Origin of the sequence: Bacillus sp. FSL R5-0286 (assembly GCF_038593245.1) — a bacterium.
GTDB classification, from domain to species: Bacteria; Bacillota; Bacilli; order Bacillales; family Bacillaceae; genus Bacillus; species Bacillus altitudinis.
In genome coordinates, this window is record NZ_CP151977.1 from 2,636,186 (window position 1) to 2,661,454 (window position 25,269).

Here is a 25,269-nt window from a genome sequence, read left to right on the forward strand (position 1 = left end):
ATGCGGTGAGAAACAAATGTTCTTTCTTTTCCGCTCGTTCATACTTGTCCAGCATTCGCCATATATTGAATAGAGTGAGGTGGGAAAAATGGATGTGAAGGAAGCCTTTATTCCAAACTTTATTAGCTGTTATTTTATCGCACTGGGGGTTATTTTGGGCGGTGCCATTATAGGCGGGGTAGGTGCATATTTATCTGGTCAGCCCCCGCTATCAATTATTTCAAGTCTTGCCAACCGCTTAAAAATTTGGGCACTTGTTGCGGCAATCGGTGGAACTTTTGATGCGGTCTATAGTTTTGAAAGAGGGATTTTCGAAGGGAACACACGTGATATTTTCAAGCAGATCTTGCTCATTATCTCTGCTATGGGCGGTGCGCAAACGGGGTATCTCCTGATTACATGGCTCACTCAGGAGCATGTGTCATCATGAGGGTGCCGGAGCTGTATAAACGTCCAGGCTGGCAGCGTTTTTTTGCTGGGATGATGTTCGGCGCAATTATCAGCTGGCTGATTTTTCTCTTTACTTATGGCACCTTTCAGGAGAAGCAGGTGACACTGCTCAGAAGCCAGCAGCACCATATGGACAGTCTGAAAGAACAAATCACACTCTATCGGGAAGATTTGCATAAATTAAATGAAGACAATAAGCAGCGTCTGCTTATTCAGAGCGTAGACGTTCACCTCGTCAACCGTGAGCAGTACAAAATCCCGGAGCCAGATACCTTGAAATTTGAAGATCAGGTGAAAGAGGATATCTCAGAGGTGATCACAAAGGATATTGAAAGTGTGTATAAAACAAAAGAGCTCTTAAAACGGACTGTGGAAAATAAAGAATATACGATTAGAGAAAAGGCATACCGCGCCAAAGTCACCGAACTGACCATCTATACAAAGCTTTCGCTTGAAGTACGTATTTCCTTTGCTGAATAATAGATGATGTGGAATTTTTATGAATTTCTGCACTCAATGATCGCTTTTCACTTGTTATTTTTATACACTAAAAGAAGAACGAGATGATCATAAGAAAGAGGTGAGAACAATGGAGGTTTACAGCTATCGTCAAATGGCACGAGACAAAGCAAGCCGGATTAAAGACGGCATGTGTGCTTATGCTGAGACAGAAATGATGGCCCATTTAATTAAAAAAGAATTAAAGCATCAAAATCTCCAAGCCTATGAAGATTCAACTGACATCGGCTGCTGGTTTATCCCTGTATCCAAGTAACCCTTTTCTCAAAGCTCAAAAAAAGAGAGGGGGACTTGAAGCCCCTCTCTCACGATGGTGATTTACATACTTCTTCTAAATCACGCAAAATCTCATCTGCAACTGCCCAATCATATATGGACGCACCGGCTGCAAGCGGGTGACCTCCGCCATGATATTTTTTAGCAATGGTGTTAATGACGACGCCTTTTGAGCGGAATCTCACACGAATCTGATCGTTCTCTTCCACAAAAAAGACCCATGCCTTAATTCCTGCAATATTTCCAAGTGTCCCAACAAGCTGTGAGGCTTGCTGCGCTGTTGTTTGGAACGACTCCAAAATGTCACGTTTAATAAAAACAGAAGCTACGCCATTCTCTGATAAAGAGATATGTTGAAAAATATAGCCATTTAATTTCACGACATTCAAATCTGTCTCATACAATTGATTGAAAAGGTCTGATGATGAAAACGGATATTCGATGAGTTCACCCGCATATTTGAGTGTCTTTTTCGTTGTGTTTGGGAAAAGGAAACGGCCTGTGTCTCCTACAATGCCGGCATAAATGAGTTCTGCCGCCTTTGTATTCAGCTGATATCCTTCTTCTTTCCCCTCTAAATACAGCTCATAAATCATTTCACTGACAGAGCTTGCTTCTGTATCAACCCAAAGCAAATCACCATACGGATCTTCATTCGGATGATGATCAATTTTCATCAGCTTATCGCCCATTGAATAGCGCTGATCATCAATTCTAGCTTGATTCGCAGTGTCACAGACAATGACAAGGGCACCTTTGTACACTTCATCCGGCACGTCATCTAATTCATATAAAAATGAAAGGGATGGCTCAGGGGTTCCTGTCGCATAAATATTTTTTTCTGGATAGGTGGCACGCAAGATTTCCGTAAGGCCGCACTGTGATCCATATGCGTCTGGATCAGGTCTTACATGTCTATGAATGATGATGGTGTCATATAATGATATGGTTCTAATCAGTTCTTTTTTCATAAATACTCCTTCTTATGCGATACTCTTTTTATTATTAAATCATAATCTATCCAGACAGAAAAGTGAGGAATAGACAATTTATTCTAGTAAGCAAGCCTATTTACGTTTAAAATAGGGTTGTAACCACTTACAATGGAGGCTTGGCACATGCTTGTTTTGATTGTGTTTATTATTTGTTCTGCCATGTTTTATTTATACTACAAAGCAAAGAATGTCCGTACGAACCGGCCGGTCGAAAAGAAATTCTGGTCTGCCAAATCAAGTATGGCACTTGGCTGCTTTGTCCTGCTCTTCGGTGTGAATCAATTATTTTTAAACCGCTCGTCACTCGCATTTGTCATTGGGTTTGTTTTTGTTGCAGTTGGTATCGGCAGTACATGGGCCGGATATAAAGCCTATAAGCACTATCTTCCGCTCTTTTTAAAGGAAGGCGAAAAAGACCACGCATAATAGAGAAAGGGCTAAAATGAACTTGATTTTAGCCCTTTCTCTTCTTTTCAGCGTGTTAGAAAACCTTTGCAGTCTAGGAAGGACAGCTACTTTTACGGAGCGAATTTGTCATTCGTGAGCACCAGCACGCAGGACTGATAAAGAATACGAGGGTTTGTTTACACGCTGAAAGGGCGCATTCATGCCGCCCTTTTTTGCCATTTATCCTCTCTCCATCAGCTGCACCATCAACATCGCTTTACCTACAATATTTGACTGATGGTAAACTTCCACTTCCAGCTTTCCAAACTTGCGCCCAACTTCTAAAATATTCGGTTTGATCTGTATCGTGGATTCCATTTGAACTGGTTTTAAGAAATAGACAGAAAGACTTTCTACAATTAGTTCACCTTTTTTATGAGACTTTAAGAAGCGGTTGGCTGATTCGATTAAAATTTGTGTAAACACACCGTACGAAATATTGCCGAGCTGATTTGTCATTTGTGGTGAGACTTCATATTGGTACACCGCATCTGTTTTTGGTTTTTCTGTCTCAGTCTCCTTAAACCCTCGTGACACGACATCATCCAACTTTTCACCGACCTGCGGCTGCTTTTGAATCATTTGCAGCGCCTTCAGCACGTCCTGACGGCTAATCATCCCAATCAGCTTCGCATGATCATTTACAACTGGCAACACCTCAATACCTTCCCACACCATCATTTGTGCAGCTGAAGCGACAGATGTTTTGCCAATAACGGTCAGCGGATTTTTTGTCATCACCTTTTCAATCGGTGTAGAACGGTCATGGCCGGCAATATCCTTTGAGGTCAAAATGCCGTGAATTTTCATTTGATCGTCTGCTACCGGGAACCGGCCGTGCCCGGTTTCATAATTCTTTTCATACCATTTCTCAAGTTTGTCTTCTGGCGATAAATAGACGGTCCGTTCTATCGGCGTTAAAATATCCTCCACAAGCACAATTTCTTTTTTAATCAACTGGTCATAAATGGCCCGGTTAATGAGAGCCGCTACGGTAAATGTATCGTAGCTTGTTGATAAAATGGGCAGCTCAAGCTCATCGGCGAGCTGAATAATTTCATCATCTGTTGAGAATCCGCCCGTGACCAGCACAGCCGCTCCCGCCTCTAATGCTTGCCGGTGAGCATTGATTCGGTTTCCAACGATCAACAGGTTGCCTGCTGCTGTGTATCGCATCATCGCATCCAGTTCCATTGCACCGATGACAAATTTATTTAACGTTTTATGTAAGCCGGCTCGTCCGCCAAGCACCTGACCATCAATGACATTGACGACTTCCGCATATGTCAGCTTTTCAATATTTTCTTTTTTCTTCTGTTCAATTCGAATGGTACCCACTCGTTCAATGGTGCTCACGAACCCTTTATTTTCAGCATCCTTAATAGCCCGGTAAGCCGTGCCTTCACTGACTTTCATTTCTTTCGCTATACGCCGGACAGAAATTTTCTCTCCGACATCCAATGAATCAATATACGATAAAATTTGTTCATGCTTTGTCGCCAATCCCGTTCACCCTTTTTGTTTTCAGCGTTTTCATCTATATTTCATTATAAAGGCAGGAGGCTTTTAATAGCAATTTGTCTTTTACACGAGCACGATACAGGCAAATAAAAAAGCCGGTAGAGTGCCGGCTTTTCTTTCTATTGATTATATCTCGATGGATTCTCCGCTGTTTAATACGTGACCCACGCCGCCATGCAAGCTGTCTGCAAACGCATGAGGATCTTGCTCAATCGGCGGGAATGTACTGTAATGAATCGGTACGACTTGTTTCGCACGAAGCCACTCTGCTGCGATTCTTGCATCGTCTGGTCCCATTGTGAAGTTATCACCTATTGGCAGGAAGGCGAGCTCAATATGATTCAGCTCCCCAATGAGTTTCATATCCGAGAAGAGAGCCGTGTCTCCAGCATGATAAATTGTTTTGCCTTCAGCAGTAAATAAAATACCGGATGGCATCCCTGTATACGTAATCGTTTTGGATTCTTCATCAATGACCGCTGAGCCATGGAACGCTTGCGTCAGCTTGACTTTACCAAATTCAAATTCACGTCCGCCACCAATAGAAAGCGGGTGTGTTTTCACCCCTTGCCAGCCTAAATAAGTGGCAAGTTCGAATGGCGCAATCACGAGTGCGTCATTGTTTTTAGCGATTTCAATCGTGTCTCCGACGTGATCTCCATGCCCGTGCGTGAGCAAAATCACATCGGCTTTCACATCTTGCGGTTTGATCTCTGTATGCTTATTTCCATTTAAAAATGGATCAATCCAAATATGGTATCCGTTTGTTTCAATGTGTACGACTGAATGTCCATGATATGTAGCTTTCATGTAAATATATCCACCTTTCGAATTTGATCTCATTTTGTCTATTCCCTCTATAAAAAGCTGAAAAACTTAGTGCCTGTGAATTACATTAAGACCACCTGTTGCTTCAATGACGGTTCCTGTAATGAGGTCTGAACGGTCATCACATAGAAATGAAATGATACGACCGATATCCTCACCTGTCCCAGACCGACCAATCGGTGTTTCATCGTCTTTTATCTGACGTGCTTCCTCTATCGTTGATTCTTTCATGTCTCCAACGATTTTGCCTGGACACACCATATTAGCGGTGATGCCGTTTTCGGCTTCTTCAATCGCAATGGTTTTCGTCAATGACGCAAGGCCCACTTTTGCCGCTCCGAAAGCTGATCTGTGCATCCAGCCTGGCGCATGGTCTGCTCCTTGGAAGCCATACGTGATAATGCGGCCAAAGCCTTGTTTTCTCATCATAGGGATCACCATTCGGAACAAATGGAACACTGCGGATAGGTTGCCTTCCATCATTTGATACCATTCGTCTTCAGAGTAATCCGCGAGTTTTTTTCGTTCAAAAATATAAGGTCCAGCATTATTGATCAAGGCGTCAATCCGCCCAAATCGCTCTACTGCCAGCTCGACCATGTTTTTTAAATCTTCTTTGTTTGTCACATCGCCTTGGACAAATTGAAGCTTTTCTTCGTATTCTTGCAGTTCTTCTTTCATCTGCCAGACAGCTTCATCATCACTTCGATAATTGACTGTCACAGAATACCCCATATTCAGTAAAGACTCGGTGACTTTCCTGCCAAGTCCTTTAGAACCCGCTGTTATTAATGCGTGTCGCACACAATCTCCTCCTAAAACAAAGGTTGCAAGTTCATGTGTTTCTTTTGTTATCTTTACTTTACTATAAACCGGCTCCCTTCGCACTTTTGAACCCTTTAACAGTGAGGGGAAAAACGTATAGGGTGATTCATCCACTTTTTCATATCCCATGAACCATGGATATCGAGAAGCAGCGAAACAAACCGATAGCATTCTCTCACCTCATGAAGCTGACGAGGAAGCGGGTAAATCTCTTCATACCCTAATTGAACCGCTTGTGCAGCTTCTTTCGTCAAAAGGTATTCGAGTGCAATCAAATCAAACGCAGCTGGTCCAAATACAACATATTCCGTATCAACTAGACTCGTCACTTGATCATCGTCTTCAATATATTGCGATGGGTCTAAATCAATTAAAATGAGACTGGCTGCATCAGGAGGACTTAGCTTTTCAAGCTTTTGCTGCACCTTTTCTGCATAATTCTGATATTCAGGCTGATCAGCGTAATAGTGGCTGATGAGTTTGGAAACTGCCTTTTTTAACAGCGCATGGAATTCTCTCAAATGTCTCTTTTCTCCCCCGTATACTGTACCGAAAAAGTTTGTTTGATATGAATGAAGATGTGCTAGTTTCCTCCCGTAATCCCTATAGAATTGTGCTGAACGGCCCTCAAAAGATGTTAAAGGGATTCCTTCTACTTTTTCCATGACATAAAAGTGTTTCCCCGCCTTCTTCACTTTACGAACAACTTTCGGAATATGAAAGGAATTCGTATGAGACAGCTTTTCATTGATTTCATCAAGATGCTCCTGTACAGTACGGGCATCTACTCCATAAATCATGTTAATCCCATACACAAATTCACTTTCTTCTCTTGCAGTTTTAGGAGATTTCACTACATATTCCGTCTGATCTTGCAAGGAAATCAGCCACACATCATTAGCCCGGCCGTCGTATGGTTCTCCTAACGTTTTCACTGATACGATAGGCTGATCAAACAAAGCCTGAAGCGTTTTCTTCATGAACTGTTGTCACTCCTTATTCAGCTTGACACTGGTATGCTTTCATTTTCTCCAGTGAAGATCAATCTCCTTTTTCCCATGAAAAAAACCATCCGTATAAACGAATGGTTTTGGCGAATTACGCTAGGCAGGCTTTTGCTTTTTCTAAAGCGAGCTGAATTTGTTTGAATCCAGTTCCACCTGCACTTGTTCTTTTTTCAACAGCAACATACGGATCAAGAACAGTGTAAATATCTTGTTCAAAGAGGCCGCTTGCTTCTGTAAATGTTTCAAATGGAAGGTCACTTAAATAGATGCCTTTTTGAATGCATGTATACACAAGCTTCCCAACGATTTCGTGTGCTTCACGGAATGGCATACCTTTTTTCGCAAGGTAGTCTGCCACTTCGGTCGCATTTGAGAAATCTTCTTTTGTTGCTTTTTTCATGACATCTTCGTTCACTGTCATCGTTTGAATCATGCCTGTGAAGATTTGCAGGCTGCCAGCGATCGTTTTCACCGTATCAAACATGCCTTCTTTATCTTCTTGCAAGTCTTTGTTATACGTAAGCGGCAAGCCTTTCATAATCGTGAGCAGTCCCATCAGGTTGCCATATACTCTGCCTGTTTTTCCGCGGATCAATTCAGCCATATCCGGGTTTTTCTTTTGCGGCATCATGCTGCTACCTGTTGCGTACGTGTCATCAAGCTCAATGAATTTGAATTCTTGAGAGCACCATAAAATGATTTCTTCACAAAGACGTGACAGGTGCATCATCACAAGACTGCTATTAGACAAGAACTCTAAAATGAAATCACGATCACTCACACCATCAAGGCTGTTCTCGTAAATATGGTCAAAGCCCAGAAGCTCTGCTGTATATTCACGATCAATCGGGAATGTCGTTCCTGCTAACGCTCCGCATCCAAGTGGTGACACATTAATCCGCTTCAATGAATCTTGAAAACGCGCTTTGTCCCGCTCAAGCATCCAAAAGTAGGCGAGCATATGATGAGCAAAGGAGATAGGCTGTGCACGCTGTAAGTGCGTATATCCTGGAAAAATCGTTTCAACGTGCTGTTCAGCTTTTTCTACAAGCACTGTTTGAAAAGAAGAGATCAGCTCAATGATATGCTCTACTTGGTTATTCAAATATAAATGCATATCGGTTGCGACCTGATCATTCCGGCTTCTCGCTGTGTGCAATTTGCCGCCAAGCGGACCAATCTCATCAATGAGCATTTTTTCAAGGTTTAAATGAATATCCTCATAATCTACTGAGAAATCGAGTTCATCCGCCTCTGCCTTTTTCATGAGCGTATTCAGTCCGTCTTTGATTGCAGCGGCCTCCTCATCGCCGATGATACCGCATTTATTCAGCATACTTGCATGGGCAAGGGAGCCGGTCAGATCTTCTTTGACTAATTGTTTGTCGAAATGAATGGATGCACCAAACTCATCGACCCATTTTTCTGGTGTTTTTTGAAATCGGCCTCCCCAAAGCTTTTTCATGCTTTAACCTGCTCCTTTTTGTTCACGATGCTGTTTACTTTTGTTGGTAAACCCCAAAGGTTAATAAATCCTACAGCTGCATCATGATCGAATTCATCTGCTTTTGTGTAAGTTGCTAGATTTTCATCATAAAGTGAATATGGTGATTTACGTCCTTCTACAATGGCATGGCCTTTAAATAGTTTCACACGCACAACACCTGTTACGTTCTTTTGCGTTTCTTGTAAGAATGCATCTAGTGCTGATTTAAGTGGTGAGAACCATAAGCCGTTGTATATTAATTCAGCCATTTTTTGTTCAACGATTGGCTTAAAGTGTGCTACTTCTTTAACAAGCGTTAAGTCTTCAAGTTCTTTGTGTGCTTTTAATAGGGTAACTGCACCTGGGCACTCATACACTTCACGAGATTTGATTCCAACAAGACGGTTTTCAACATGATCGATTCTGCCTACACCATGCTGGCCAGCAACTTCATTTAAATGAAGGATCAGATCGGATAATGAATACTGGATTCCGTCAATAGCTGTTGGTTTTCCTTTTTCAAACGTGATTTCAATGATTTCAGGTGTGTCAGGTGTTTTTTCAAGTGGATTTGTCAGATCATAAGCACCTTCTGGCGGCGCTGCCCAAGGATCTTCTAAAATACCACATTCGTTACTTCTGCCCCAAAGGTTTTGGTCAATTGAATATGGGCTGTCTAAGTTTATCGGAATTGGAATCCCGTGCTTTTGTGCATAGTCGATTTCTTCATCACGAGACCATTTCCATTCACGCACTGGTGCAAGAACTTCTAGGTCTGGATTCAATGCTTTGATTGATACTTCAAAACGAACTTGGTCGTTTCCTTTACCTGTACATCCGTGTGCAACGGCTACGGCATTTTCTTTCTCTGCGACTTCCACTAACTTTTTGGCAATGAGCGGACGAGATAGTGCAGACACAAGTGGGTATTTCCCTTCGTACATCGTGTGTGCTTGCAGTGCAGCAAGTGCAAATTCTTCAGCAAACTCTTCTTTTGCGTCGATCATGTAAGATTGAACAGCTCCGACTTGAAGTGCTTTTTGTTGAACGAATGCTAAATCTTTTCCTTCACCTACGTCCAGGCAGCAAGCAACAACTTCGTATCCTTGCTCCTGTAACCATTTAACTGCAACAGAGGTATCAAGACCTCCGGAATATGCTAATACGACTTTTTTATTTTGTGACATGTTTGAAAAGCTCCTCTCGCTTGTTTTGATTCTGTGAATGTTTTTTGCATAAAAATAAGTTTTAATTTATAAACATGCATTTAGTATGTATACACTGTAACAAGGAAAAATTGTTTTTTCAACCCCTTTATGAAAAAAACTCTGCCAAATTTTCTTGGCAGAGTCATTTTGGGCTATTTTTGATCTTTTTCAAGCTCTCGCAAGACATGAGGAAGCTCTGGAATAATGAGTTTGGTCATGGCTAACCGAACTGCTCCGGTAGAGCCTGGTGTGGCAAAAACGGCTTTTTGGTTAATCACCCCTGCCGTCGCTCTAGATAAGATAGCGGCTGATCCAATATCTTCTGTATAGCTCAGCTTGCGAAAAATTTCTCCAAAGCCCGGCAGCTCTTTTGAGAAAAGAGGTGTAATGGATTCAATCGTGACGTCCCTTGCTGCAATACCAGTTCCCCCGTTTAACAAGACGGCATCAATCTTCGCTTCACTTGTTCCTTCTAAAACGGCGTCTTGAATCGCTCCAATGTGATCTTTCACAATATCGTATGCAAGAATAAGGTGCCCTTGTTCTTTGAGCAAATCAATCATCAGACGGCCGCTTTTATCTGTTTCTTTTGTCCTTGTATCACTGACGGTAATGACTTTTACATGAAGCCTCGTTTTCGCTTCGCGTTTATGTTCTTCGACGCTCATATCTTCACACCGCTCCTTTCATATTGCCTCACATTATAGCATGGTGATTTCAATAGAAAAAAGCCCTTTTCCGCTGAGGAAAAGAGCTTCAAAAGGATGTTACGCTAAACGCATAACGTCTCTTGCAATCATAACTTCTTCGTTCGTTGGAATCACGATGACTTTTACAGGAGAGTGAGGGTAGCTTATGAATGCTTCTTCGCCTCTCATGTTGTTAAGAGATGGATCCCAATATACGCCCATGAATTCTAGACCACGAAGTACACGTGCTCTCACTTCTGAGCTATTTTCACCAATTCCAGCTGTGAAGATGATGGCATCTACACCATTCATTCTCGCTGCATAAGAACCGATGTATTTATGAATACGGCTTGCAAAAATATCTAGTGCTACTTCAGCACGGTCGTTTCCTTCTTCTGTCGCTTCTTCGATATCACGAAGGTCACTTGAAAGACCAGACACACCTAAAAGACCACTCTTCTTATTCAAAGTAGAAAGTACTTCTTCAGCTGTATGTCCAGTTTTCTCCATAATAAATGGAATAAGGGCAGGGTCAATGTTACCTGAACGTGTTCCCATTGCAACACCCGCAAGTGGTGTGAAGCCCATTGACGTATCGATTGATTTTCCGCCTTCAACTGCTGCGATACTTGCACCATTTCCAAGGTGGCAAGAAATCAAACGAAGCTCTTCAAGAGGACGGCCTAATAGCTCTGCTGCACGCTCTGTTACGAACTTATGGCTTGTCCCGTGGAATCCGTATTTACGAATACCAAAGTTTTTGTAGTAGTCGTACGGAAGGCTGTATAGGTAAGACTGCTCTGGCATTGTTTGGTGGAAAGCTGTATCGAACACAGCAATCGCTGGTACGTCAGGCAGAATTTGTTTGAATGCTTTGATTCCTACAACGTTTGCAGGGTTGTGAAGTGGTGCAAGCTCTGAAAGCTGATCAATGTCTTTGATGACTTCATCTGTTAAAACAACAGAATCGCTGAATTTTTCTCCGCCGTGAACGACGCGGTGTCCTACGCCATCAATTTCATTAAAGTCTTTGATGATGTTAAATTCAATTAGTTTTTCAAGCAGCATTTTAACCGCTACTGCATGATCTGGAATATCTGTGACTTCTGTTTTCTTTTCTCCATCTACAGAAATCGTGAAGATACTGTTGTCCATTCCGATTCTTTCAACAAGACCTTTTGTTAAAACGGTTTCTTCTGGCATGTCGAACAATTGGAATTTAAGAGATGAGCTTCCTGCGTTGATTGCAATAATTTTGGACATTACTGTCGCTCCTTTTACTCAGTTGTTATATAAGGTTTCACGTTTTTTCGGTGCTATATTCAACCTGTTTGAACGGGTCTTTTATAGTTTAACGATAAGTCCGAAAAATATCTGACTTTTTCATTTAAACATTGAAAACTTTGCATTTCAAGTACACCTTCGAACTGTTACCGCTTACATCAATAAGTCGTTATTTTCTGAATAATAAAATAGCCAGACATCACTCTGGCTATTCTTTCGTTTCTTTTTCTTCTTTAAACCATTGGTCTAATTTTCTCATGACGCCAACCATTGCTTCCTTCTGTGAGAAAGATGGCAGATTGGCAAATAGCATACGTTTCGGTGCTTCGAGCCCCTCTTTTTTCTTTTGCATCACAAATAAGCTTTTGGCATGCTTTTTGTCTTTGAACATAGAGACTGGCAGCTGAATTAACGCATTCATATATGCATGTTCTTTGATGAAATCCTTTAATTGTACGCTTTCTTTTCCTTCAAACAAATCGTTTGGAATGATGAAGAATAAGAAGCCGCCTTCTTTCGTGTAACGAAGACTTTGCTCAATGAATAAATAATGCGCAAAGGAATGACCTTCTTTTGCCTTTAATTCATAGTCTTTAGCGCGCTCATCGTTTGGATAAAACCCGACAGGAAGACTACATACAGCAACATCTGCTGGTGAGATAAGAAGCGGCTCAAGGCTGTCCTGGTGGAAAAGCTCTACTTCTTTTTCTTCCAAGTTCGCTTGTGCCCACGCAATTTTAATGAGCACGTCATCAATTTCAGAGGCAAAACCGCGTGTTGTTTCTGCTGTTACATTGTTGAGGACCGCAAGCAGTAAATTCCCTGTTCCCGCTGCTGGATCAAAGACAACCAGCTCTTTTTGTCCTTCTAAAAATTTATTGACCAAATAGCTGACAAACAGACCAATTGTATCAGGTGTCATCTGCCGGTTTGGATGTGAAATATCCTTTTGTCCTTTTAATACGGCGAGCTGAAACGCTTTACGAATCTGCTCATGATCATAAGAGGCGAAATCTGCTTTCTCTATTAACTCTTTTAGTAAACCGTTTCGATCATTTGCCTGGAAAAAGGCTTCTCCTGCTTCTGCCAATGCTTCAATATAAGAAATGTTCTGTTCCTTTTTTAAACGAATTGAAGCTGTATCGAGCAGCTCAAAAATCGTACTCACTTGATCTTTCTGCAATGCTTTTCTCTCCTCGCTTTGTTAAAAGCTATATGTTCTCATTGAAAAGAGCCCCAGTATGAAGCCGGAGCTCTTGTCGATGCTGCTTTTATAACAGTGATTTCGCAGCCTCAATGGCTTTTTCATAATTTGGATGATTGGTTGCTTCGCTTACGTACTCAGTGTAAACCACTTTTCCGCTTGGGTCTAATACGAAGACCGCACGCGCCAATAAACGCAATTCTTTCATATATAAACCAAACGCTTCACCAAATGACATATCTCTATGATCAGATAATGTTTCAACATTTTCAATTCCGTTTGCTCCGCACCAGCGTGCTTGTGCAAATGGTAGGTCTGCACTAATGGTATAGATATTGACCGGACCTAAACCGGCTGCCTCTTCATTGAAACGTCTTGTTTGTGCGTCACACACACCTGTATCAATAGAAGGAATCACTGAGATAATCGTCACTTTTCCTGTTAAATCAGAAAGTGAAACTTCCCCTAGTGAGTTCGTTAATACCGTGAAATCTGGAGCCTGCTCGCCTACTTTCACTTCATTTCCTACAAGCGTTACTGGGCTCCCTTTAAATGTGATCGATGCCAAAACAATTCCTCCCTTATCAAATGTATGGTTCTATCATAGTAGAGAAAGCAAAAAACTGCAAAGCCTAATCGTCCATTTTGAAAAAAAAGTTAACTGCAGGGCAGCTAACTTTTTAAAGGTCTATGTCATCTAGTTTTCGTTCTTTGTGACGATGCTCCCGTTCATCCTTCTTAAACATGTGCTGAAGACGTTCAATTGCTTGAGGAGCAGAATCCAATATTTTATCGAGCAGATGTGTGTGTTCATCCAAATGAAGCATTCGTACGCCATTTGTTCCCACAATTAAAAAGGCGATTGGTGTAATCGATACTCCCCCACCGCTTCCGCCTCCAAATGGGAGTCTCGGTTCTTTTCGTTCTTGTTCATCAGACCGTTTTTCTTTCTTTTGGTTACCGTTGAATTCACTGCCGCCGGCTGCAAATCCAAAACCAACCTTTGACACAGTGAGAATGACACTGCCGTCAGGGGTTTCGACTGGATCGCCGATGATCGTGTTCACATCAATCATTTCTTTTAAGTTTTCCATCGCTGTCTTCATCAGACCTTGGATTGGATGATCTGCCATTTTCGGGTTCCTCCTTAAACAGATGATTCATTCTTCGTTGCTTGAAGAGAGGCATTTTTTCTCGCCTTTCTCCCTTTTAACCAATGGACAAGTAATCGAATGGCTGCAAGCATAGCATGTCCAATCCGAAAATAAGCTATACATGCAAAGTGTGTCTGTGATACTTTGTGCTGAAAAGCGGGAATCACTTCATAGACGGGTTTGTGCTTAAAGGTGAGATGCTCCTGCATAAAGGCAAGAAGTGCTCCTTTGACTGACCACACACCACCGGCTGCTACACCCGTTAAAGCTGCGTCATGAAAACCAATCCATGTGGACCAGTGAAATGAGACGATTTTTATATGAATGAAGAACTTTCGCATGATCCGGTTTAGATCGACAATCTCTTTTGTAATACGCTCCATTTGATGAAGGATTTCCTTTACATCACGTTTTCCCACTTTTTTATGCATGGTTTCTTTTTCTTGATTAGGCGTTTTGGTGCTGGCCATTTTCTTTTCACGAATATCAATCGTTTGATCTTCCGTATTCACTTTCACCATCGGAATGTCTTTCTTCAGTCTGACGATTCCATATAACGTGATGATCTTCACCGCAATATGATCATTGTCATTTGCATGTGAATAGTCCAGTGAAATGGTCACTTTCATAAAGATCAATAAGATCACAAGGAACAAAAAAGCTGCGATCCAAACGTACAGCACTGTGCTCACTTCCTCCATAACAAATGATGCTTCCTCTACGATTATGGCTCTCCTTCTGGATTTTATACCCAATCACCAAAAAAAGAGTTTGACCGGTACCCGGCCAAACTCTCTTTGATTATGCGTTTGATTCTGTTTTTTCATATAAATGTTCATGAACAACCACCGTATCTGCAAAGTAGTCATGAACCCCTTGCTTTTTCGGCGTGAACCCAACCACAGCATAGAGAACAAAAAGCGTATTAATATATCGCCCCACAATTTCTCTAAAGAAAATGACATCCCATGGCAGCTTCTTCTCCGGCTGAAGTGAGACGACTTTGATTCCAAACACCATCTTTCCAAGTGTTTGTTGGAAAATCTTCGTCATGATCGCAAAATAAAGCAGAAAGACAATTGTGGTTGTGACGGAAAATGGGGAAAACCAACCTCCCCCTTTTGACCAGCCAAAGAGACTAAAGATTGGAGAAACCGTCAAATGGTTAACACCCCATACGACGAGCCAATCTAGGATAAATGCCCAAAATCTAATCCAGAAACCTGCAAAGGCCTGCGCTTCAATTGAAGTGCGCTTCGCAAGAGTCGGCCTTGATTCTCCCTCTTGGCTGCGACTTTCCGTTACTTCATCGAATGTAGAATCCATCTATGATCCCTCCTTTATTTTGAATAGAGATACATCGGTTTAGACCCATTTGAGCCAGCCAGTGTTTCTTTTAAGTTCAGAAAATCAATTTCGCTTTTAAAGAGCTTGGTTGCACTCATATTGAAAAGAGAGTTCCAGCCAAAGCTTTGTGAATAGCTGATAACCTTTGCTCCTTTTAGGCCTTTTTCATTTTTCTTCATTGCTTTTAGTGCATCTTCATAGTACCCAAGCTCATCCACTAATCCGTTCGATTTCGCCTGTGTTCCGTCATAGATTCGGCCGTCAGCAATTTTCTTGACGTCCTGCTTAGACATGCCACGTCCTTCTGAGATGACTTTCACAAAGCCTTCATAAGAGTTGTCAACCATGCTTTGCATGATGTCTCGCTCATCTTTTGTCATATCACGATTTGGGGACATGATGTCTTTGAATTTTCCACTTTTAATGGTTTCATATTTGATGCCTAAATTATCTGCCAGCTTTGCATAATTCAAACTTTGCATAATGACCCCGAGAGAGCCTGTTAACGTTTCAGGTGAAGCAAAGATTTTTTTCGCTGGAGTGGATACATAATAGCCGCCAGAAGCCGCCATTGAACCCATAGAAACATAAATTGGCTTCTTCGCTTTCTTTACTTCTTCTAATTTTTTATGTATTTCAGCACTTTCATAGACACCGCCGCCAGGAGAGTTGACGCGCAGCAAGACACCTTTCACAGACGCATCGTCTTTTGCTTTATCTAATTCTTTTAAGAACGCACGATGATCATATGCTTCCCCGCCTAGAAGGCTGGATGCACCGCCGTTATCTTGAATCGTGCCATTAATCTCAAGTACAGCAATTTTACTCGCACCACTGCCATCTTCTAGTACCTTTTCTTCGATTTCGTCCCCGAATTGATAGCTCATCTTATTATCATTGAAGCTTTCATACAAGGCCGTCGTGATACTAATCACAATCGAAAAGCCGAAAACACCAAGTGCAATGATTAAGGCTACCCATCTTTTCGCATTCATTTCTTTCTCCTCCTTTTTGTCTCACTTCGTTCATACGAATACACACATGAAATGTTTCACAGGAACTGTGGTTTTTTTACATTTCATTTCAACATATGATAGCATCGATGTGAAATGACGATCAACTTTACATCTTCTATCATTTGCTCATCATGACGAAAAATTGGCGATTTTATCCTCTTCCTATATCTAATAGCTCAGACCATCTTCACAACGAAACGCCCAGACCTCTCTTTCTTCCAAAATGAGCTATTAAATTATGCTCAAAGTCAGCTTTGTCTAATCACTTACAATGACTCATTTCTTAAATGGAAGCCCTATCATGATGAAGCGTCTTTCTAATATTTTTACTTTCATATGAAAAAAGTGTAAAATGTGAGCAAGGGTTTTCTATGTAAGCCCTTTACTACTCGAAATCTATTTTTGACAACAAAGGGGAGAACGTCAATGACAGACAATCGTCGCAATGTATTTTTCTTTTACAAAAAAGATCATGAATTGGATGGACACATTTCTTCTCTGGAGAAGCTCGCTACCGATCAAGGCTTTCACGTCGTAAAGCGTGCAGAAGATGCCCATATCATTGCTTCAATTGGTGGAGATGGTACATTTCTTCAAGCGGTTCGCAAAACGAACTTCCGGGATGACTGCTTGTATGTAGGGGTATCAAAAACAGAGAATTCGCACCTATACTGCGATTTTTCGTTAGAACATTTTGATAAAATGATTGATGCCATGAACACTGAACAAATTGAAGTGAGAAAATATCCGATCATCGATGTAAGCGTTGACAGTACAAACCAGTTCCATTGCTTAAACGAACTGTCGATCCGCTCTAGCATCATTAAAACATTTGTCATCGATGTGTATATAGATGATTTCCATTTTGAAACCTTTAGAGGCGACGGGATGATTATTTCCACTCCAACCGGTTCAACGGCCTACAATAAATCTGTCAACGGCGCCGTGGTGGATCCGATGCTTCCGTGTATGCAAGTAACCGAGCTGGCATCGCTGAATAACAACTCATACCGTACACTTGGAGCTCCTTTCATTTTAAGCAGTGACCGCAAGCTGACACTAAAGGTTGTTCAGGACGGTAACGACCATCCGATTATCGGTCTTGATAACGAAGCGCTAGGTACAAAACATGTCAAACAAATTGATATTGGCCTTTCTGGTAAAGTGATCAAAACGGTCAAATTAAAAGATAACTCCTATTGGGAAAAAGTAAAACGCAGATTCCTTTAATCAAAAAGCTCCTTTACGGGGCTTTTGTTTTCTTTTCAGCGTGATAGAAAACCTTTGAAGTCTAGGAAGAGTGAGCACCGGAACGGAGCGAATTTGACATTCGTGAGTACCGGAGCGCAAATCTGACACCGAATGCGAGGGTTTGTCTACACGCTGAAAGCTCCTTTACGGGGCTTTTTTTCATGCCTTTTCATTCAAGGTCATGGTGTCTTTGAAAAGATATGGTATGATGTCACAAGTATACATGTACGAAAAGGAGAACACGATGCCATTACAACATTTTGATCAATATCCATTAAGCGATGAATTGAAACAAGCGCTAGAAGCGCTTCATTTCCATACACCTACACCCGTCCAGCACGAGACATTATCCGTTGCTTTTTCAAAGCAGGACCTCATTGTCAAATCTCAGACAGGCAGTGGGAAAACAGCAGCCTACGGTCTGCCAATTTGTGAAATGGTAGATTGGGCTGAGAATAAACCTCAAGCCCTCATCCTCGTCCCAACAAGAGAACTTGCCATGCAGGTCAAACAGGATCTGACCAGCCTCGGACGATTTAAACGAATTAAAGCGGCCGCCATTTATGGAAAAGCTCCATTTCAAGCACAAAAAATAGAGCTTGCACAAAAGAACCACATTGTGTGCGGAACGCCAGGACGAATATTGGATCACCTTGAAAAAGGGACACTTTCTTTAGACAATCTGTCATTTTTCGTGTTAGATGAAGCAGACGAAATGCTGAACATGGGATTTATTGATCAAGTCTCTTCTATTATTCAGCATCTGCCGCCAAAGCGGATGTCGATGTTATTTTCAGCGACGATGTCTGATGAAATGAAGGATTTGAGTGAGCAGTTTTTACAATCGCCAAAGGTGATAGAGATTGCTCGGGAGGAAACGACGAAGCAGCAAATCACCCACACGTTGATTGAAACCGAGGAAGAAGGCAAGTTTTCATTACTTCAACGAACGATTGTCATTGAAAATCCAGATAGCTGTATCATTTTTTGCAATACGCAGGAGCGAGTGAATGAGCTGACGATGAAGCTGGATGAGTGGGATGTTCCTTGCGATAAGATTCATGGCGGGATGAGGCAGGAAGACCGCTTTGCTGTCATGGATGAATTCAAAAACGGAGAATTCCGTTATTTGATCGCAACCGATATTGCAGCCCGAGGAATTGATGTCAGTGATATGACACATGTCATTCATTACGACTTGCCATATGAAAAAGAACGCTATATTCATCGGACCGGAAGAACTGGCAGAGCGGGTAAAAGCGGAAAAACGATTGCGTTTATGACAAGGCACGGGCAGCCGCTCATTGAAGAATTAAAAGAGGAAGCTGGCATTCATTTTCAAATTCAGCCTTATCCTACAAAAGAAGAAGCGGAACAGCATGTGGCAAGCTTTGAAGAAAAAATTGAAACACCGATTCAAAAGGAAAATAAGCAGGCCGGCATAGAGAAAGATATTATGAAGCTTTATTTTAACGGCGGGAAGAAAAAGAAACTCCGGGCAGTTGATTTCGTTGGAACGATCGCCAAAATAGACGGTGTTGCATTTGATGACATTGGGATTATTACCATTCAGGAAACAAAAACATATGTAGATATTTTAAATGGCAAAGGCCCTCTTGTGCTAAAAGCCATGCGCCACACAACGATTAAAGGCAAGCAGTTAAAAGTACATGAAGCACGTGCATAAAAAGTGAAGGCATAGCGCCTTTACTTTTTTTATTTAAAATAAAATAAGCTTACAACCCTTGAACCATCAGCCTTCCCCGCATCCAACATGACAAATGTCATATTGAATACATGATGGGTGCTACTATGAGCATGACACCTTTCCTTCTATACTTTGAAGTAGAAAGAAACGGAAAGGACTTGAACGTTCATGACGACTTCAACAAACACACAGCAGCAAGCCACTTTAAGAAAACAAGTTGGCCAATTCTCTGGTGCTAATTCGAAAAAAAGTATCATTCAACTCTTTAATACATTCATTCCATTTTTGGGGCTTTGGTTTCTTGCCTATTATAGCCTGAACATCTCCTACCTTTTAACCCTCTTCTTTGCGGTGATTGCAGCTGGTTTTTTAGTACGTGTCTTTATTATTTTTCACGACTGCTGCCATCAATCCTTTTTTAAACAGAAGCCGCTGAATCACCTGTTCGGTTTTGTAACGGGCGTACTCACCCTTTTCCCTTATCTTCAATGGCAAAGAGATCATTCAATTCACCATGCCACAAGTAGTAATCTAGACAAACGAGGTACTGGCGACATTTGGCTCCTGACAGTCAAAGAATATCAAGAAGCATCAGCTTGGACGAAGTTTCGCTACAGATTTTACCGTAATCCTTTTGTGATGTTTATTTTAGGACCGATCTTTGTATTTCTCTTAAAAAACCGTTTCAACGTCAAAAATGCTCGTAAAAAAGAGCGCTGGAACACGTATTTCACAAACGTGAGCATCATTGCACTAGCAGCTGCAACGTGTCTTCTTTTTGGCTGGCAGGAGTTCCTGCTTGTCCAAGGTCCAATCTTCCTGATCTCAGGATCAATCGGCGTATGGCTGTTTTATGTGCAGCATACATTTGAAGATTCTTACTTTGAAGCAGATGAACATTGGAATTATGTGCAGGCGGCAGTAGAAGGCAGTTCTTTTTACAAATTGCCAAAGCTTCTTCAATGGTTAACAGGCAATATCGGCTATCACCATGTTCATCATTTAAGTCCGAGGGTACCGAATTATCACTTGGAGCATGCACATGATCATAGTGAGCCGCTTCAAAATGTTCCAACCATCACTTTAAAAACAAGTATCGAATCAATGAAATTTAGACTTTGGGATGAAGAAACGAAAGCATTCGTTACCTTTAAAGAAGCACGGCAATCTAAGAAGATGCCCGCACCTGTCATTAAAGGAGACATTCTGAAGAAAAATGCATAATTGGTGCAAGCTCTTTCTTACTCTAGAAGGAGCTTGTTGCCATTTACAGGATGCAACCGTAAGTTGAATTTGATAAAGTAAGGAAAAGAACGAAAACGGAAAAGGTGGCACACGGATGAAAAAACAGTTTAAAATTCAAAAATTGCATGGGATTTCCCCCTATATATGGGCCATTTTTTTCATCCTGCCCTTCTATTTTATCTTAAAGACGCCTACGACTTTAGGTATTGTCATTGGCATTATTTTGAACGTGGTTTTTTTCGGAGTGTATCGTTTTGCCTTTGTCGCAAAAGGCTGGTCTTTATATGTCTTCGGTCTTTTATTGATTGCGATTTCTACAGGCTATGTGATGCTCTACAGCTACATTTATTTTGCTTTTTGTATCGCCTATTTCAACGGGCATATCAAAAGAAAAGTCCCTTTTTATATCTTATACTATATTCATCTAGGGAGCGCCGCCGTAGCAGTGAACTTTAGCTTGATTTTAAAAAAGGGATGGTTTCTCACACAAATTCCTTTTGTTGTGATCACACTTATTAGTGCCATTCTGCTCCCTCTCAGCATTCGAAGCCGAAAAGAACGTGAACGCCTTGAAGAGAAATTAGAAAATGCCAATGAACGGATCGCCGATCTTGTCAAACTTGAAGAAAGACAGCGCATTGCTCGTGATCTGCATGATACACTTGGACAAAAACTCTCTCTTATCGGTTTAAAGAGTGACCTTGCCCGTAAACTCGTGTATAAAGACCCTGAACAGGCACGCGCCGAACTAAAAAGCGTCCAACAGACAGCTAGAACGTCTCTAAATGAAGTGCGGAAAATTGTTTCTTCCATGAAAGGCATTCGGATCAAAGATGAGATATTGAACATCAAGCAAATCCTTGAAGCCGCCGATATTGACATGATTTATGATGAAAAGGAAGCGCCGAAACACATCTCTCTTCTGAACGAAAACATTGTGAGCATGTGCATCAAAGAAGCCGTAACGAATGTCGTCAAACACAGCGACGCCACTGTCTGTCAAATCACCATTCATCAAAAGTCAAAGGAAGTTGTCATTACAGTTGAGGATAACGGCACATTTAAAGGCGGTGATCCATCCTCTCAAACAAAGGGACATGGCCTTTTAGGGATTAGAGAAAGATTGGAATTTGCAAATGGACGCCTGCACATTGAAACAAAAGACGGGACGAAGCTGATCATGAGTATTCCAAATGATTCAGCAGCGAAAGATAAGGAGGAAATAAAATGATTAACATCTTTATCGCAGAGGATCAGCAAATGTTGCTCGGTGCTCTTGGATCGCTTCTTGATTTAGAAGACGATATGACGGTTGTTGGAAAAGGCACTAACGGCCAGGACGCGATTGATTTTGCTCAAAAACACCCGGTCGACATTTGTTTAATGGATATTGAAATGCCCGGGAAATCTGGGCTCGATGCCGCTGAAGAACTCAAAAAGTCTGATGTGAAGATCATCATTTTAACAACCTTTGCCCGTTCTGGCTATTTTCAAAGAGCACTGAAAGCTGGCGTTAGCGGCTACATGCTGAAAGACAGCCCAAGCGAGGATTTGGCAAGTGCCATCCGCAGTGTGATGAAAGGGAAAAAGGTGTACGCCCCTGAATTAATGGAAGACTTGTATAGCGACGAAAATCCTTTAACTGAACGAGAAAAGTCGGTTCTAGAACTCGTCGCAGACGGAAAAAACACAAAAGAAATCGCCAAGGAACTCAGCATTAAAAGCGGCACTGTCCGAAACTACATATCCGTTATTTTAGATAAACTAGAAGTCAAAAACCGTATTGAAGCCATCACACGTTCAAAAGAAAAAGGCTGGTTTAAATAAGAAAAAAGATCAGGTCAGACACTGCCTTGATCTTTTTTTCTTTTTATCAGAATTCCTCTATCCACTGCTAAAATATCATTGACAACAAACCTCACTTCTATGGTATGATATCTGAGTGATAATAATTATCATTATCACTCATACAACCAAATACACGGCTGATGTGCCGATTTCAAAGGAGTTTACATTCATGAAGAAAATATTGTTCCCTCTGATGCTCATCTTCGTACTTGCGTTGAGCGCATGTGGCAATAGCAGCAACTCTTCCTCAAATAAAGGAAAGCAATCAACGTCATCGGACACGATTACATATCAATCTGAAAATGGACCTGTGAAGCTGCCAGCAAATCCAAAACGTGTTGTTGTTCTCGCCTCTTATACAGGAAATGTCTTGTCACTTGGTGTGAACCTTGTGGGCGTTGACTCTTGGTCAAAAAAGAATCCACGTTTCAAAAAGAAATTAAAAAATGTGGAAGAAGTATCCGATGAAAATGTAGAAAAAATCATGAAGCTAAAGCCTGATGTCATCATCGGTTTAAGCGGTGCAAAAAATGTAGAAAAACTGAAAAAAATCGCCCCTACCGTTTTATTCACGTATAACAAAGTCGATTACCTTCAGCAGCATATTGAAATTGGAAAAGTCTTAAACAAAGAAAAAGAAGCAAAAGCATGGGTCAAGGATTTCAAACAGCGTGCAGCTGAAGCTGGCAAAGAAATCAAAGCAAAAATTGGTGAAGATGCAACCGTATCTGTCTTTGAAAGCGGCACAAAAGATCTTTACGTCTTTGGAGATGCGTGGGGTCGCGGAACAGAAATCCTCTACCAAGCAATGAAACTAAAAATGCCGGAAAAAGTAAAAGAAAAAGCATTAAAAGCTGGTTATTATGCGGTATCACAAGAGGTCATCCCTGAATTTGCCGGAGACTATATGATCATTAGCAAAAACAGCGAGATGGACAATTCCTATCAAAACAGTGAAATCTATAAGTCCATTCCTGCTGTGAAAAAACATCGTGTGTATGAAGCAAATGCGGAAGAGTTTTACTTTAATGACCCGCTCACACTTGAATATCAATTATCATTCTTTAAAAAGCACTTTTTAGGTAAATAAACCGAAGCAAGGGACCTCTTCCCTTGCTTTTTTGCTGTCTGCTTCTAGCGGGAGTGCCTGTTTTCCGCTACAATGATGTACAAGTAATTCAAAAAGTGTGGTGCTCGTTTTGTTTAAAATTTTGCTGATTGAGGATGATACAACCCTCTTCCAAGAAATCAAAGAACGTTTAGTCAACTGGTCTTATGATGTGTATGGGATCAACAATTTTCAACAGGTCATGCAGGAGTTCACTTCCATCCAGCCTGATTTAGTCATTATTGATATTCAGCTGCCAAAGTACGACGGATTTCATTGGTGCCGGATGATTCGGCATCATTCTAATGTGCCCATCATCTTTCTTTCCTCTCGTGATCATCCTGCTGATATGGTCATGTCGATGCAGCTTGGAGCTGATGATTTTGTACAAAAGCCCTTTCACTTTGACGTTCTCATCGCCAAAGTAAGTGCTGTTCTTCGCCGAGTCCATGATTATAATGCGGAACCAGCCAACTTAAAAGTTTGGTGCGGCGCTACCCTTGACCTCGAAAATAATACAGTGACAAATGAAAACGGTGAGATTGAATTAACAAAAAATGAGTTTTTTATTCTCAAAGAATTAATTCAGCATAAAAACCATATCGTCAAAAGGGAATCTCTCATCCAAGCTTTATGGGACGATGAACGATTCGTGAGTGACAATACACTCACTGTAAACGTCAACCGCCTTAGAAAAAAACTAGACGAAATCTCCCTTGGCGCCTTCATTGAAACAAAAGTGGGTCAAGGTTATCTTGCAAAGGAAAAGGATGATCAATGATGCTGCAAGCATTTCTAAAAGAACGACGAAGCTGGATCTTGTTCTTTCTTAGTTTGCAGCTTCTCATTCTCTTTGTTGCATATTTGGATACAACGATTCCACTCGCTTCTCTTTTTTATATCGTGCTTTTGTCTACATTACTCTTCATTGTTTTTCTTTTTTTTCGTTATCGGAAAGAAACTGCTTATTACATGCAACTGAAAGAATGGGATGAAAACATAGACCATCAAATACGTCTCAAACCCTCTTCCCCCTTTGAACAAATTGTACAGGAGGCAACGTCAGAGCAAATCGACCGATACCGCCAGATGACGGCTAAGCAAAAGACTGCGCTGGAAGAAGAAAAAGATGAACTGCTCTCATGGATACATGAGGTGAAAACGCCGCTCACGGCGATGCACTTAATGATTGACCGCATAACAGAACAGCCGCTCAAATCAAATATGACATATGAATGGCTTAGAATACATTTACTCCTTGATGCACAGCTGCATCAAAGCAGGATCCAACATATTGAAAATGATTTATTTATTGAAAAACTGGATCTCCAAAACATGCTAACGAAAGAAATCAAAGCGCTCCAATCGTGGTGTATGCAAAAAGGAATTGGCTTTGACCTTTTATTAGAAGAGCGAGACGTATTAAGTGATACAAAATGGTTATCCTTTATGATCAGACAAGTGCTGACAAACGCCGTCAAGTACAGCCAATCATCTGACATTATCATCGAAAGCAAACAAATGAACGAACAAGTGGTGCTCACCATCACAGATCAAGGTAGAGGAATTGACCCAAGAGACGTGTCCCGTATTTTTGAAAAAGGCTTTACCTCCACAAGACATCACAATGACACGGCCTCCACAGGCATGGGGCTCTATTTAACAAAAAAGGGAGCTGACGCTCTTCATATCACGATCGAGGTCAACTCCACATTAGATCAAGGGACAACTTTCACCTTTATCTTTCCGAAAAAGAATGATTTTGTGCATATTGCGAGCATGTGAACATGCAGTTCAAGAAACCCAATCTCTTCATCCAACGATGCATTGAAGAGATTGGGTTATTTTATACA

27 protein-coding genes are annotated in these 25,269 nt (G+C 41.3%); 12 read left to right on the top strand and 15 right to left on the bottom strand.

Annotated features, from left to right (window positions below; all coding sequences use genetic code 11):
• Positions 1 to 88 precede the first annotated feature (88 nt).
• The 3 genes from NST24_RS13530 (at position 89) to NST24_RS13540 (ending at position 1,225) form a co-directional block, all read left to right on the top strand.
• Positions 89 to 430, top strand: coding sequence for a YtrH family sporulation protein (locus tag NST24_RS13530; protein ID WP_007501717.1), 342 nt, complete (start codon positions 89 to 91; stop codon positions 428 to 430).
• Positions 427 to 930, top strand: coding sequence for a sporulation membrane protein YtrI (gene ytrI / locus NST24_RS13535; RefSeq protein ID WP_007501718.1), 504 nt, complete (start codon positions 427 to 429; stop codon positions 928 to 930). The genes NST24_RS13530 and ytrI overlap by 4 nt, the downstream gene beginning before the upstream one ends.
• Positions 931 to 1,039: 109 nt before the next feature.
• On the top strand, positions 1,040 to 1,225 hold the full coding sequence (locus NST24_RS13540) for a hypothetical protein (RefSeq protein ID WP_008346082.1): 186 nt from the start codon (positions 1,040 to 1,042) through the stop codon (positions 1,223 to 1,225).
• A 49-nt stretch (positions 1,226 to 1,274) separates the two neighbouring features.
• On the opposite strand, the gene NST24_RS13545 is transcribed toward NST24_RS13540, so the two are convergent.
• The gene (locus tag NST24_RS13545; protein ID WP_096881729.1) at positions 1,275 to 2,216 is read right to left on the bottom strand and encodes a bifunctional oligoribonuclease/PAP phosphatase NrnA; all 942 of its coding nucleotides are present in this window, start codon (positions 2,214 to 2,216) and stop codon (positions 1,275 to 1,277) included.
• A gap of 147 nt (positions 2,217 to 2,363) precedes the next feature.
• Here NST24_RS13545 and NST24_RS13550 point away from each other — a divergent pair, with 147 nt between their 5' ends.
• Positions 2,364 to 2,666 carry a YtpI family protein gene (locus tag NST24_RS13550; protein WP_008343164.1) on the top strand — a complete coding sequence of 101 codons (303 nt, stop codon included), beginning with the start codon at positions 2,364 to 2,366 and terminating at the stop codon, positions 2,664 to 2,666.
• Between the two features lie 201 nt (positions 2,667 to 2,867).
• On the opposite strand, the gene NST24_RS13555 is transcribed toward NST24_RS13550, so the two are convergent.
• The 14 genes from NST24_RS13555 to sppA form a co-directional block, all read right to left on the bottom strand.
• On the bottom strand, positions 2,868 to 4,190 hold the full coding sequence (locus NST24_RS13555; RefSeq protein WP_017358275.1) for a CBS domain-containing protein: 1,323 nt from the start codon (positions 4,188 to 4,190) through the stop codon (positions 2,868 to 2,870).
• A gap of 144 nt (positions 4,191 to 4,334) precedes the next feature.
• The gene (locus NST24_RS13560) at positions 4,335 to 5,018 is read right to left on the bottom strand and encodes a metal-dependent hydrolase (protein ID WP_039168887.1); all 684 of its coding nucleotides are present in this window, start codon (positions 5,016 to 5,018) and stop codon (positions 4,335 to 4,337) included.
• A gap of 66 nt (positions 5,019 to 5,084) precedes the next feature.
• Positions 5,085 to 5,840 carry an SDR family oxidoreductase gene (locus tag NST24_RS13565; RefSeq protein WP_342461890.1) on the bottom strand — a complete coding sequence of 252 codons (756 nt, stop codon included), beginning with the start codon at positions 5,838 to 5,840 and terminating at the stop codon, positions 5,085 to 5,087.
• Between the two features lie 95 nt (positions 5,841 to 5,935).
• Positions 5,936 to 6,841 carry a phosphotransferase gene (locus NST24_RS13570; RefSeq protein ID WP_342461891.1) on the bottom strand — a complete coding sequence of 302 codons (906 nt, stop codon included), beginning with the start codon at positions 6,839 to 6,841 and terminating at the stop codon, positions 5,936 to 5,938.
• A gap of 118 nt (positions 6,842 to 6,959) precedes the next feature.
• The gene (gene argH / locus NST24_RS13575) at positions 6,960 to 8,333 is read right to left on the bottom strand and encodes an argininosuccinate lyase (protein ID WP_008343150.1); all 1,374 of its coding nucleotides are present in this window, start codon (positions 8,331 to 8,333) and stop codon (positions 6,960 to 6,962) included.
• A complete protein-coding gene (locus NST24_RS13580) occupies positions 8,330 to 9,541 on the bottom strand; it encodes an argininosuccinate synthase (protein ID WP_008343148.1) in 1,212 nt (403 codons plus the stop codon). The genes argH and NST24_RS13580 overlap by 4 nt, the downstream gene beginning before the upstream one ends.
• 173 nt (positions 9,542 to 9,714) lie before the next feature.
• Positions 9,715 to 10,230 (bottom strand): molybdenum cofactor biosynthesis protein B, encoded by a 516-nt coding sequence (locus NST24_RS13585; RefSeq protein WP_342461892.1) that lies wholly within the window; start codon positions 10,228 to 10,230, stop codon positions 9,715 to 9,717.
• A gap of 99 nt (positions 10,231 to 10,329) precedes the next feature.
• The gene (locus tag NST24_RS13590; RefSeq protein WP_024718669.1) at positions 10,330 to 11,514 is read right to left on the bottom strand and encodes an acetate kinase; all 1,185 of its coding nucleotides are present in this window, start codon (positions 11,512 to 11,514) and stop codon (positions 10,330 to 10,332) included.
• Between the two features lie 229 nt (positions 11,515 to 11,743).
• Positions 11,744 to 12,718 carry a class I SAM-dependent methyltransferase gene (locus NST24_RS13595; RefSeq protein ID WP_342461893.1) on the bottom strand — a complete coding sequence of 325 codons (975 nt, stop codon included), beginning with the start codon at positions 12,716 to 12,718 and terminating at the stop codon, positions 11,744 to 11,746.
• 88 nt (positions 12,719 to 12,806) lie between these two features.
• On the bottom strand, positions 12,807 to 13,307 hold the full coding sequence (gene tpx, locus NST24_RS13600; RefSeq protein ID WP_007501731.1) for a thiol peroxidase: 501 nt from the start codon (positions 13,305 to 13,307) through the stop codon (positions 12,807 to 12,809).
• 112 nt (positions 13,308 to 13,419) lie between these two features.
• A complete protein-coding gene (gene ytfJ, locus NST24_RS13605) occupies positions 13,420 to 13,872 on the bottom strand; it encodes a GerW family sporulation protein (protein ID WP_007501733.1) in 453 nt (150 codons plus the stop codon).
• 14 nt (positions 13,873 to 13,886) lie between these two features.
• A complete protein-coding gene (locus tag NST24_RS13610) occupies positions 13,887 to 14,594 on the bottom strand; it encodes a DUF2953 domain-containing protein (RefSeq protein ID WP_017358280.1) in 708 nt (235 codons plus the stop codon).
• 100 nt (positions 14,595 to 14,694) lie between these two features.
• Positions 14,695 to 15,219, bottom strand: a complete 525-nt coding sequence (locus NST24_RS13615) for an RDD family protein (protein ID WP_008343136.1) — start codon at positions 15,217 to 15,219, stop codon at positions 14,695 to 14,697.
• 14 nt (positions 15,220 to 15,233) lie between these two features.
• Entirely contained in the window at positions 15,234 to 16,235 is a 1,002-nt protein-coding gene (gene sppA / locus NST24_RS13620) for a signal peptide peptidase SppA (RefSeq protein WP_342461894.1), read from the bottom strand.
• A 447-nt stretch (positions 16,236 to 16,682) separates the two neighbouring features.
• Here sppA and NST24_RS13625 point away from each other — a divergent pair, with 447 nt between their 5' ends.
• The 8 genes from NST24_RS13625 (at position 16,683) to NST24_RS13660 (ending at position 25,201) form a co-directional block, all read left to right on the top strand.
• Positions 16,683 to 17,486: an NAD kinase gene (locus NST24_RS13625; protein WP_008343132.1), complete on the top strand. Its 804-nt coding sequence runs from the start codon at positions 16,683 to 16,685 to the stop codon at positions 17,484 to 17,486.
• 265 nt (positions 17,487 to 17,751) lie between these two features.
• The gene (locus tag NST24_RS13630; RefSeq protein WP_017367842.1) at positions 17,752 to 19,194 is read left to right on the top strand and encodes a DEAD/DEAH box helicase; all 1,443 of its coding nucleotides are present in this window, start codon (positions 17,752 to 17,754) and stop codon (positions 19,192 to 19,194) included.
• Between the two features lie 189 nt (positions 19,195 to 19,383).
• Positions 19,384 to 20,439, top strand: coding sequence for a fatty acid desaturase (locus tag NST24_RS13635; protein WP_024718675.1), 1,056 nt, complete (start codon positions 19,384 to 19,386; stop codon positions 20,437 to 20,439).
• A 115-nt stretch (positions 20,440 to 20,554) separates the two neighbouring features.
• Complete coding sequence (locus NST24_RS13640; protein WP_024718676.1) at positions 20,555 to 21,691, top strand: sensor histidine kinase; 1,137 nt, start codon at positions 20,555 to 20,557, stop codon at positions 21,689 to 21,691.
• Positions 21,688 to 22,287: a response regulator transcription factor gene (locus NST24_RS13645; protein ID WP_007501749.1), complete on the top strand. Its 600-nt coding sequence runs from the start codon at positions 21,688 to 21,690 to the stop codon at positions 22,285 to 22,287. Before NST24_RS13640 ends, NST24_RS13645 begins: the two co-directional genes overlap by 4 nt.
• A gap of 190 nt (positions 22,288 to 22,477) precedes the next feature.
• A complete protein-coding gene (locus tag NST24_RS13650; RefSeq protein WP_025207786.1) occupies positions 22,478 to 23,398 on the top strand; it encodes an iron-hydroxamate ABC transporter substrate-binding protein in 921 nt (306 codons plus the stop codon).
• A 109-nt stretch (positions 23,399 to 23,507) separates the two neighbouring features.
• Positions 23,508 to 24,197, top strand: a complete 690-nt coding sequence (locus NST24_RS13655) for a response regulator transcription factor (protein WP_025207787.1) — start codon at positions 23,508 to 23,510, stop codon at positions 24,195 to 24,197.
• The gene (locus NST24_RS13660) at positions 24,197 to 25,201 is read left to right on the top strand and encodes a sensor histidine kinase (protein ID WP_058337290.1); all 1,005 of its coding nucleotides are present in this window, start codon (positions 24,197 to 24,199) and stop codon (positions 25,199 to 25,201) included. Before NST24_RS13655 ends, NST24_RS13660 begins: the two co-directional genes overlap by 1 nt.
• Positions 25,202 to 25,269 lie beyond the last annotated feature (68 nt).